The sequence below is a fragment of the Mesorhizobium sp. C089B genome (assembly GCF_030323125.1).
GTDB lineage: Bacteria > Pseudomonadota > Alphaproteobacteria > Rhizobiales > Rhizobiaceae > Mesorhizobium.
The window spans coordinates 1,677,905-1,687,185 of sequence record NZ_CP100469.1; the positions used below are offsets into that span (position 1 = coordinate 1,677,905).

A 9,281-nucleotide genomic window follows, 5' to 3' on the forward strand; every position below is an offset into this window, starting at 1 on the left:
TCCTTATTCTGCGATGCGCTGTACGAAGCGCGTCCTGACCGAGAGCTTGGCCGCGCCGAGACGCAGCGCCTCACGGGCGGTTTCTTCGTTGACGCCGTCGATCTCGAACATGATGCGGCCCGGCTTGACGCGCGCCGCCCAGTAGTCGACAGCGCCCTTGCCCTTGCCCATGCGCACTTCGGTCGGCTTCGACGTCACCGGCACATCAGGGAAAATACGGATCCACACGCGGCCGGCACGCTTCATTTCACGAGTGATCGCGCGGCGGGCCGCCTCGATCTCACGCGCGGTGACGCGGTTCGGCTCAAGCGCCTTCAGCCCGAAACCACCGAAATCCAGGTTGGTGCCGCCCTTTGCGGTGCCATGGATACGGCCCTTGAACTGCTTGCGGAACTTTGTGCGCTTTGGCTGCAGCATCGTTCTAACTCCAAATTCCTAAATAATCAGGCGTTTTCGCGACGACGACCGCGTTCGCGATCACCACCACCGCCATGCGCAGCATCACCCTCGGTCGCGCGACGCTCCGAAGCCATCGGATCGTGCTCGAGGATTTCGCCCTTGAACACCCAGACCTTGACGCCGCAGATGCCGTAAGCCGTGTGCGCTTCGGCCGTGCCATAGTCGACATCGGCGCGCAGCGTATGCAGCGGCACGCGGCCCTCGCGGTACCATTCCATGCGCGCAATCTCGGCGCCGCCGAGACGGCCGGCGCAGTTGATGCGGATGCCTTCGGCGCCCAGGCGCATCGCCGACTGAACGGCGCGCTTCATGGCGCGGCGGAACGCGATACGACGCTCGAGCTGCTGGGCGATCGACTGGGCGACCAGGGTCGCGTCGATTTCCGGCTTGCGCACTTCAACGATGTTCAAGTGCGTCTCGGACTTCGTCATCTCCATCAGCTTCTTGCGAAGCTTTTCGATGTCGGCGCCCTTCTTGCCGATGATCAGGCCCGGGCGCGCCGCATGGATGGTGACGCGGCACTTCTTGTGCGGGCGCTCGATCACGACCTTCGAAATCGCAGCCTGCTTGAGTTCCTTTTCAAGATATTTGCGGATCTTGATGTCCTCATGCAGCAGTTTGCCGTACTCGCCGGTGTTCGCGAACCAGCGCGAATCCCAGGTACGGTTGATGCCGAGGCGCAGACCGATCGGATTGACTTTCTGACCCATTATGCGGCCTCCCCTTTTTCTTCGACTTCACGAACGACGATCGTGAGGTGCGAGAACGGCTTTTCTATACGGCTGGCGCGACCGCGGCCACGAGCATGGAACCGCTTCATGACGATCGACTTGCCGACATAGGCTTCCGCCACGATCAGCGCATCGACGTCGAGGTCGTGGTTGTTTTCCGCGTTGGCGATCGCCGATTCCAGCGTCTTCTTGACCGTGCCGGAAATCCGCTTGGCCGAGAATTCGAGATCGGAAAGCGCTGTCGCGACCTTCTTGCCGCGGATCAGCGCGGCAACCAGGTTCAGCTTCTGCGGGCTGATACGGATCGTGCGCAGAACGGCGCGCGCTTCGTTGTCAGCAAGCCTGCGCGGAGCTTTGGCCTTGCCCATGATTATTTCCTCTTCGCCTTCTTATCCGCGCCGTGACCGTAATAGGTCCGGGTCGGAGCGAATTCACCGAACTTGTGACCGACCATGTCCTCGTTCACCGAGACGGGAACATGCTTCTGGCCGTTGTAGACACCGAAGGTGAAGCCGACGAACTGCGGCAGGATGGTGGAGCGACGGCTCCACATCTTGATCACCTCATTGCGACCACCTTCACGAACCTTGTCCACCTTCTTGAGAAGGTAGCCGTCGATGAAGGGGCCTTTCCAAATAGAACGAGTCACTTGGCGTTACCTCTTCTTAGCTCTTGCGCTGATGGCGCGAGCGCAGGATGAACTTGTCGGTCGCCTTGTTGGACCGCGTCTTCTTGCCCTTGGTCGGCTTGCCCCACGGGCTGACCGGATGACGGCCACCGGAGGTGCGGCCTTCACCACCGCCATGCGGATGGTCGACCGGGTTCATGGTCACGCCGCGATTGTGCGGGCGCTTGCCGCGCCAGACCGTGCGGCCGGCCTTGCCGTCGTTGATGTTGCCGTGGTCGGGGTTCGACACGGCGCCGACGGTGGCCATGCAGGAGCCGTGAACGACCCGCTGCTCGCCCGAGTTGAGGCGCAGGATCGCCATGCCCTGATCGCGACCGACCAGCTGGCCGTAGCCACCTGCCGAGCGGGCAACCTGGGCGCCCTTGCCCGGCTTCAGCTCGATGTTATGGACGATCGTGCCGACCGGCATCGAGGCCAGCGGCATCGCATTGCCCGGCTTCACGTCGACCGATTCACCGGCCACGATCTTGTCGCCGGCGGCAAGGCGCTGCGGAGCGATGATGTAGGACAGCTCGCCATCGTCATACTTGATCAGCGCGATGAAGGCGGTGCGGTTCGGATCGTATTCAATGCGCTCGACCGTGCCGACCACGTCGAACTTGCGGCGCTTGAAGTCGATGATGCGGTACGAACGCTTGTGACCGCCGCCGATGAAGCGGGCCGTGATGCGGCCGTGATTGTTGCGGCCGCCCGACTTCGTCAGGCCTTCGGTCAGGCCCTTGACGGGCTTGCCCTTGTAGAGGCCCGAGCGGTCGACGATGACCAACTGGCGGGTGCTCGGCGTTACCGGGTTGAATTTTTTAAGTGCCATTGTCCTGTCCTCGCGGCCTAGCTCAGAGACCCGTCGCGACGTCGATCGACTGGCCGTCGGCCAGCGTCACGATCGCCTTCTTGACGTCGCTCTGGCGGCCGATCGTGCCGCGGAAGCGCTTGATCTTGCCCTTGCGGACAAGCGTGTTCACGGCCGTAACCTTGACGCCAAACAGCGCTTCGACAGCGGCCTTGATTTCCGGCTTCGACGCCTTCTTGGCGACGTTGAAAACAACCTGGTTGTTCTCGGAAGCCATGGTCGACTTTTCGGTGATCGCCGGCGAGACGATCACGTCGTAATGACGGAGGTCGGTCATTTAAAGCGCTCCTCGAGAGCCTCGACGGCGGCCTTCGAAAGGACCAGCGTGCCGCGGCGCAGAATGTCGTAGACGTTGATGCCCTGGATGGGCAGCACGTCGATGTTCGGGATGTTGGTCGCCGCCAGCTTGAAGTTCTGGTCAAGCTCGGCACCGCCGATCACCAAGGCGTTGGTCAGGCCCAGCGTCGCGAAATTCGCGATCAGCGCCTTCGTCTTGGCCTCGGTCAGCTTCAGCTCGTCGATGATGATGATCGACGCGCTCTTGGCCTTGGCCGAGAGAGCATGCCGCAAGCCCAGAGCGCGCACCTTCTTCGGCAGATCGTGCTCGTGGCTGCGAACGACCGGGCCGTGGGCCTTGCCGCCGCCGCGGAACTGCGGAGCGCGTGCCGAATGGTGACGGGCGCGGCCCGTACCCTTCTGCTTGTACATCTTGGCGCCGGTGCGCGCGATTTCGGCGCGGCCCTTGGCCTTGTGCGTGCCCTGCTGGCGCTTGGCCAGCTGCCAGCGCACGACGCGCTGCAGGATGTCCTCGCGCGGATCAAGGCCGAAAATCTCCTCGGAGAGTTTCACCTTGCCGGCGTCCTTGCCGCCAAGCGTTGTGATCTTGAGATCCATTATTCTGCTCCCTCTGCGGCCGGAGCCTCGTTCTTGGCGCCACTCTCGGCAGCAACGGCGCGGATCGCGGCAGGCTTCGGCGCATTGGCCGGCAGTGCCACCTTGGCCGCATCGCGGACCAGGATCCAGGCGCCCTTCGATCCGGGAACCGCACCGCGGATCAGGATCAGGCCGCGATCGGCGTCGGTCGAAACGATCTCGACATTCTGTGTGGTGACTCGGGTGTCGCCCATGTGGCCAGCCATATGCTTGCCCTTGAACACTTTGCCCGGATCCTGACGCTGGCCGGTCGAACCGTGCGTACGGTGCGAAACCGAGTTACCGTGCGTCGCGCGGCCACCACCCATGTGGTGGCGCTTGATGACGCCCTGGAAACCCTTGCCGATCGTCGTGCCCGTCACATCGACCTTCTGGCCGGCGACGAAGTGCTCGACGGTGATCTCGGCGCCGACATCGATCATGTTGTCGGCGGAGACGCGGAACTCGGCGACCTTCGCCTTAGGCTCGACGGAAGCGGTCGCGAAATGGCCGCGCATCGCCTTCGACGTGTTCTTTACCTTGGCAAGGCCAACGCCGAGCTGGACGGCGGTATAGCCGTTCTTCTCCTGCGTGCGCTGAGCCACGACCTGGCAGTTCTCCATCTGGAGAACGGTGACGGGAACATGTTCCCCGGCATCATTATAGATGCGGGTCATTCCCACCTTCTTTGCAATCACACCTGAACGCATCGGTTCAATTCCTTTAGAGTTCCGGGCCAGGGGCACCGCCCCTTACCGCGCTCTCATTCCCTTAGAGCTTGATCTCGACGTCGACACCGGCGGCCAGATCGAGCTTCATCAAAGCATCGACCGTCTGCGGGGTCGGATCGACGATGTCGAGCAGACGCTTGTGCGTGCGCATCTCGAACTGCTCGCGGCTCTTCTTGTCGACGTGAGGCGACCGGTTGACCGTGAACTTTTCGATCCGCGTCGGCAGCGGAATGGGGCCGCGGACGTTTGCTCCGGTGCGCTTGGCCGTCGACACGATTTCTTTCGTCGAGGCGTCAAGCACGCGGTGATCAAACGCCTTCAGGCGGATGCGGATATTCTGTCCGTTCATGCGTCACTTCCTTGTTCTGGCGCGGCGCGGGCAAATCCTGCGCCCGCGACAGATCGGTTTAAGTCCAAATTACTCTTTGATGGTGACGACGATGCCGGCACCGACGGTGCGGCCGCCTTCACGGATGGCGAAGCGCAGCTTCTCTTCCATGGCGATCGGCACGATCAGCTCGACATCGACCGTGATGTTGTCGCCGGGCATAACCATTTCCGTGCCTTCCGGCAGCGACACGATGCCGGTCACGTCGGTCGTGCGGAAGTAGAACTGCGGACGGTAGTTGGTGAAGAACGGCGTGTGACGGCCACCTTCGTCCTTGGTCAGGATGTAGGCTTCGGCCACGAACTTCTTGTGCGGCTTCACCGTACCGGGTTTGGCCAGAACCTGGCCGCGCTCGACACCTTCACGATCAACGCCGCGCAGCAGCGCGCCGATGTTGTCGCCGGCCTGGCCCTGATCGAGCAGCTTGCGGAACATCTCGACGCCCGTGCAGGTCGTCTTGGTCGTCGGACGGATGCCGATGATTTCCAGTTCCTCGCCGACCTTGACGATGCCGCGCTCGACGCGGCCGGTCACGACCGTGCCACGGCCCGAGATCGAGAACACGTCTTCAATCGGCATCAGGAACGGCTTGTCCAGCGGACGAACCGGCGTCGGGATGTAGGCATCGACCGCAGCCATCAACTCGCGGATCGCGTCTTCGCCGATGGTCTTGTTGGAATCTTCCAGAGCAGCCAGAGCCGAACCCTTGACGATCGGAATGTCGTCGCCGGGGAACTCGTTCTTCGACAGAAGCTCGCGAACCTCGAGCTCGACCAGTTCGAGCAGCTCGGCGTCGTCGACCTGGTCGACCTTGTTCAGGAACACCACGATCGACGGCACGCCGACCTGACGGGCAAGCAGGATGTGCTCGCGGGTCTGCGGCATCGGGCCGTCGGCGGCCGACACGACCAGGATCGCGCCGTCCATCTGCGCGGCGCCGGTGATCATGTTCTTCACATAGTCGGCGTGGCCGGGGCAGTCGACATGGGCGTAGTGGCGCGCTGCCGTCTCGTATTCGACGTGCGCCGTCGAAATCGTGATGCCGCGGGCCTTCTCTTCGGGCGCCGCATCGATCTGGTCGTAGCGCTTGTATTCGCCAAAATACTTCGTGATCGCCGCCGTCAGCGACGTCTTGCCATGATCGACGTGGCCAATCGTGCCAATGTTCACATGAGGCTTGTTACGCTCGAATTTACCTTTTGCCATGTGATGTCTCCAATCTGCTCGCCCGTACGGGCCTTGAATTAAGTTACCGATGCAACCCGCTGGGGTTACGCGTATTTCTTCTGGACTTCCTGGGCGACCGCGGTCGGCACAGGCTCATAGTGATCGAACTGCATCGTGTAGGCAGCGCGGCCCTGGCTCATCGAGCGCAGGTTGTCGACGTACTTGAACATGTTGGCCAGCGGCACCATCGCGTTGATGACGACAGCCACGCCACGCGCTTCCTGGCCCTGGATCTGGCCGCGACGGCCGTTCAGGTCGCCGATGACGCTGCCGACATAGTCTTCCGGCGTCACGACTTCGACCTTCATGATCGGCTCGAGCAGCTGCACGCCAAGCTTGGGTGCGGCTTCACGGAAGCAGGCGCGGCCGGCGATTTCGAAGGCCAGGACGCTGGAGTCCACATCGTGGTAAGCGCCGTCGATAAGCGTCGCCTTGACGCCGATCATCGGGAAGCCCGCGAACGGACCCGACGACATGACGCTGTTGATGCCCTTTTCGACACCCGGGATGTATTCCTTGGGAACCGCACCGCCGACGATCTTGGTCTCGAACTCGAACTCCGAGCTTTCCGGGTTCGGTTCGAACACGATCTTGACGCGAGCGAACTGACCGGTACCGCCGGTCTGCTTCTTGTGGGTGTAGTCCTGCTCGTGCCTGCGGGTGATGGTCTCGCGGTAAGCCACCTGCGGCGCGCCGACATTGGCCTCGACCTTGAACTCGCGACGCATGCGGTCGACGATGATGTCGAGGTGAAGCTCGCCCATGCCCGAAATGATAGTCTGGCCGCTTTCCTCGTCGGTCTTGACGCGGAAGGACGGATCCTCGGCGGCCAGGCGGTGAAGGGCGAGGCCCATCTTTTCCTGGTCGTTCTTGGTCTTCGGCTCGATGGCGATCTGGATGACCGGATCTGGGAATTCCATGCGCTCGAGGATGACCGGGTGCAGCGGATCGCTGAGCGTATCGCCGGTGGTCGTGTCCTTGAGGCCGGCCAGAGCGACGATGTCGCCGGCAAAGGCTTCTTCGACGTCGGCGCGCGAATTCGCATGCATCTGCAGCATGCGGCCGATGCGCTCTTTCTTGCCCTTGACGGTGTTATCGACCGAGATGCCTTTGGTCAGCTTGCCCGAATAGATGCGGGCAAAGGTCAGCGAACCGACGAACGGGTCGTTCATGATCTTGAAGGCCAGCATCGACAGCGGCTCGTTGTCGTCGGCATGACGCTCGATCTCGGCGTCGGTCTTGGCGTCGACGCCCTTGATGGCGGGAACATCGGCCGGCGACGGCAGGTATTCGACGACGGCGTCGAGCAGCGGCTGCACGCCCTTGTTCTTGAAGGCCGAGCCACAGAACATCGGGTAGAACTTGACCGCGATGGTGCCCTTGCGGATCAGCGCGCGGATCTCGTCATTCGACGGCATCTTGCCTTCGAGGTAATTCTCGAGTGCCGTCTCGTCCATTTCGACGGCGGCTTCGATCATCTTCTCGCGGTATTCTTCGGCGCGAGCCTGCAGATCGGCCGGGATCTCGACGACGTCCCAGGCAGCGCCCAGCGTCTCGTCGCGCCAGACCAGCGCGTTCATCTCGACGAGGTCGACGACACCCTTGAACTCGGTCTCGGCGCCGATCGGCAGCTGCATGACGACGGCATGCGCACCAAGACGCGAGCCGATCATCTCGACCGAGCGGTAGAAGTCGGCGCCGATCTTGTCCATCTTGTTGCAGAAGATCATCCGCGGAACTTTATACTTGTCCGCCTGGCGCCAGACGGTTTCCGTCTGCGGCTCAACACCGGCATTGGCATCGAGCAGCGCAATGGCGCCGTCGAGCACGCGCAGCGAACGCTCGACTTCGATGGTGAAGTCGACGTGTCCGGGAGTGTCGATGATGTTGAAGCGGTACATCTTGCCGCTGCGACCCTTCCAGAAGGTCGTGGTGGCGGCGGACGTGATGGTGATGCCGCGCTCCTGCTCCTGCTCCATCCAATCCATGGTGGCAGCGCCGTCGTGGACTTCGCCGATCTTGTGCGACTTGCCCGTGTAATAGAGGACGCGCTCGGTGGTCGTCGTCTTGCCGGCGTCAATATGCGCCATGATACCGAAATTGCGGTAGTCTTCGATTTTGTATTCGCGGGCCATCTTGGATGCCTTCTCAGTCTCGTTCGCGCTTTACCAGCGGTAGTGTGCGAAAGCGCGGTTGGCTTCAGCCATCTTGTGGGTGTCTTCACGCTTCTTCACGGCGGTGCCGCGGTTGTTAGCCGCGTCCATCAGCTCGCCGGAGAGGCGGTCGACCATGGTGGTCTCGTTGCGGTTGCGGGCCGCGGCGATCAGCCAGCGGATCGCCAGGGCCTGACGGCGCTCGGGGCGCACATCGACCGGAACCTGGTAGGTAGCGCCGCCGACGCGGCGCGACCGGACTTCCACATGCGGCGCGACATTGTCGAGCGCCTGATGGAAGACGGTGACCGGCTCCTGCTTGGTCTTCGACTGAACCTGGTCGAGCGCACCGTAGACGATGGTCTCGGCAACCGACTTCTTGCCGTCATACATGACGGCGTTCATGAACTTGGTGACGATCAGATCGCCGAACTTCGGGTCCGGATTGATCTCACGCTTTTCTGCACTGTGACGACGCGACATGGCTTTTGTCTCTCAATCTCGTAGCCCGACGCATTCAAGCAGCGCCAGGGCCGGAAAGTCTTACTTCGGACGCTTGGCGCCGTACTTCGAACGGCGCTGCTTGCGGTTCTTCACGCCCTGCGTGTCGAGCACGCCGCGGATGATGTGGTAGCGCACGCCCGGAAGATCCTTGACGCGGCCGCCGCGGATCATGACCACGGAGTGTTCCTGAAGGTTGTGGCCTTCGCCGGGGATGTAGCCGATCACTTCAAAGCCGTTGGTCAGGCGGATCTTGGCCACCTTGCGCAGTGCCGAGTTCGGCTTCTTCGGCGTCGTTGTATAGACGCGCGTGCAGACGCCCCGCTTCTGCGGGTTCTGCTGCATGGCCGGGACCTTGTTGCGCTTCACCGGCGCAATGCGCGGCTTGCGGATCAGCTGGTTGACGGTAGGCATTAAACCCTCTTGTCTCTCAATTCCGTGTCTCGCCCGGTCAGGGCCGCTCAAAGCGCCAATTCCATACGCAAATTCGGGCCATAAACCGCGCCTCGCGGTCCTGCCCGAACAAAATGCAGAGGAAGCGGGAACCGCTTCATGCGCGCCGGAAATGTCTTTTCGCTCGTAAAACGAACCCTGTTTGAGGCAAACTCCAAAGCGTGTCGCTTCGGAAGGGAGAGCCTCAC

Annotated in this window: 13 protein-coding genes; all 13 read right to left on the bottom strand. The window is 62.2% G+C overall.

What is annotated here, in order from left to right:
* Positions 1-3: 3 nt before the first annotated feature.
* The 13 genes from rplP to rpsL all read right to left on the bottom strand — a co-directional run bounded on the left by rplP (position 4) and on the right by rpsL (position 9,054).
* A complete protein-coding gene (gene rplP / locus NLY44_RS08500) occupies positions 4-417 on the bottom strand; it encodes a 50S ribosomal protein L16 (RefSeq protein WP_006205460.1) in 414 nt (137 codons plus the stop codon).
* Positions 418-443: 26 nt separating this feature from the next.
* On the bottom strand, positions 444-1,169 hold the full coding sequence (gene rpsC / locus NLY44_RS08505) for a 30S ribosomal protein S3 (protein WP_023672753.1): 726 nt from the start codon (positions 1,167-1,169) through the stop codon (positions 444-446).
* Entirely contained in the window at positions 1,169-1,558 is a 390-nt protein-coding gene (rplV, locus tag NLY44_RS08510; RefSeq protein WP_006205462.1) for a 50S ribosomal protein L22, read from the bottom strand. Before rplV ends, rpsC begins: the two co-directional genes overlap by 1 nt.
* A gap of 2 nt (positions 1,559-1,560) precedes the next feature.
* The gene (gene rpsS / locus NLY44_RS08515) at positions 1,561-1,839 is read right to left on the bottom strand and encodes a 30S ribosomal protein S19 (protein WP_006205463.1); all 279 of its coding nucleotides are present in this window, start codon (positions 1,837-1,839) and stop codon (positions 1,561-1,563) included.
* A gap of 16 nt (positions 1,840-1,855) precedes the next feature.
* Entirely contained in the window at positions 1,856-2,689 is an 834-nt protein-coding gene (gene rplB / locus NLY44_RS08520) for a 50S ribosomal protein L2 (RefSeq protein WP_023706515.1), read from the bottom strand.
* Between the two features lie 22 nt (positions 2,690-2,711).
* Positions 2,712-3,005, bottom strand: a complete 294-nt coding sequence (locus tag NLY44_RS08525) for a 50S ribosomal protein L23 (RefSeq protein WP_023672751.1) — start codon at positions 3,003-3,005, stop codon at positions 2,712-2,714.
* Entirely contained in the window at positions 3,002-3,622 is a 621-nt protein-coding gene (gene rplD / locus NLY44_RS08530) for a 50S ribosomal protein L4 (protein WP_023672750.1), read from the bottom strand. Before rplD ends, NLY44_RS08525 begins: the two co-directional genes overlap by 4 nt.
* A complete protein-coding gene (gene rplC / locus NLY44_RS08535; RefSeq protein ID WP_023682606.1) occupies positions 3,622-4,350 on the bottom strand; it encodes a 50S ribosomal protein L3 in 729 nt (242 codons plus the stop codon). Before rplC ends, rplD begins: the two co-directional genes overlap by 1 nt.
* Positions 4,351-4,411: 61 nt before the next feature.
* Positions 4,412-4,720 carry a 30S ribosomal protein S10 gene (gene rpsJ / locus NLY44_RS08540; RefSeq protein ID WP_010909272.1) on the bottom strand — a complete coding sequence of 103 codons (309 nt, stop codon included), beginning with the start codon at positions 4,718-4,720 and terminating at the stop codon, positions 4,412-4,414.
* A 69-nt stretch (positions 4,721-4,789) separates the two neighbouring features.
* Positions 4,790-5,965, bottom strand: a complete 1,176-nt coding sequence (gene tuf, locus NLY44_RS08545) for an elongation factor Tu (RefSeq protein ID WP_023723394.1) — start codon at positions 5,963-5,965, stop codon at positions 4,790-4,792.
* Between the two features lie 65 nt (positions 5,966-6,030).
* Positions 6,031-8,121 carry an elongation factor G gene (fusA, locus tag NLY44_RS08550; protein ID WP_023667430.1) on the bottom strand — a complete coding sequence of 697 codons (2,091 nt, stop codon included), beginning with the start codon at positions 8,119-8,121 and terminating at the stop codon, positions 6,031-6,033.
* A gap of 30 nt (positions 8,122-8,151) precedes the next feature.
* Positions 8,152-8,622 (bottom strand): 30S ribosomal protein S7, encoded by a 471-nt coding sequence (rpsG, locus tag NLY44_RS08555; RefSeq protein ID WP_008875664.1) that lies wholly within the window; start codon positions 8,620-8,622, stop codon positions 8,152-8,154.
* A gap of 60 nt (positions 8,623-8,682) precedes the next feature.
* Positions 8,683-9,054 carry a 30S ribosomal protein S12 gene (gene rpsL / locus NLY44_RS08560; protein ID WP_006333356.1) on the bottom strand — a complete coding sequence of 124 codons (372 nt, stop codon included), beginning with the start codon at positions 9,052-9,054 and terminating at the stop codon, positions 8,683-8,685.
* Positions 9,055-9,281 lie beyond the last annotated feature (227 nt).

What these genes read in the sequence shown, in the direction of transcription:
- fusA (WP_023667430.1), bottom strand. Translation starts at nt 8,121, where the DNA reads ATGGCCCGCGAATACAAAATCGAAGACTACCGCAATTTCGGTATCATG.
- rplP (WP_006205460.1), bottom strand. Translation starts at nt 417, where the DNA reads ATGCTGCAGCCAAAGCGCACAAAGTTCCGCAAGCAGTTCAAGGGCCGT.
- NLY44_RS08525 (WP_023672751.1), bottom strand. Translation starts at nt 3,005, where the DNA reads ATGACCGACCTCCGTCATTACGACGTGATCGTCTCGCCGGCGATCACC.
- rplV (WP_006205462.1), bottom strand. Translation starts at nt 1,558, where the DNA reads ATGGGCAAGGCCAAAGCTCCGCGCAGGCTTGCTGACAACGAAGCGCGC.
- rplB (WP_023706515.1), bottom strand. Translation starts at nt 2,689, where the DNA reads ATGGCACTTAAAAAATTCAACCCGGTAACGCCGAGCACCCGCCAGTTG.
- rpsC (WP_023672753.1), bottom strand. Translation starts at nt 1,169, where the DNA reads ATGGGTCAGAAAGTCAATCCGATCGGTCTGCGCCTCGGCATCAACCGT.
- rpsJ (WP_010909272.1), bottom strand. Translation starts at nt 4,720, where the DNA reads ATGAACGGACAGAATATCCGCATCCGCCTGAAGGCGTTTGATCACCGC.
- rpsG (WP_008875664.1), bottom strand. Translation starts at nt 8,622, where the DNA reads ATGTCGCGTCGTCACAGTGCAGAAAAGCGTGAGATCAATCCGGACCCG.
- rpsL (WP_006333356.1), bottom strand. Translation starts at nt 9,054, where the DNA reads ATGCCTACCGTCAACCAGCTGATCCGCAAGCCGCGCATTGCGCCGGTG.
- tuf (WP_023723394.1), bottom strand. Translation starts at nt 5,965, where the DNA reads ATGGCAAAAGGTAAATTCGAGCGTAACAAGCCTCATGTGAACATTGGC.
- rplC (WP_023682606.1), bottom strand. Translation starts at nt 4,350, where the DNA reads ATGCGTTCAGGTGTGATTGCAAAGAAGGTGGGAATGACCCGCATCTAT.
- rplD (WP_023672750.1), bottom strand. Translation starts at nt 3,622, where the DNA reads ATGGATCTCAAGATCACAACGCTTGGCGGCAAGGACGCCGGCAAGGTG.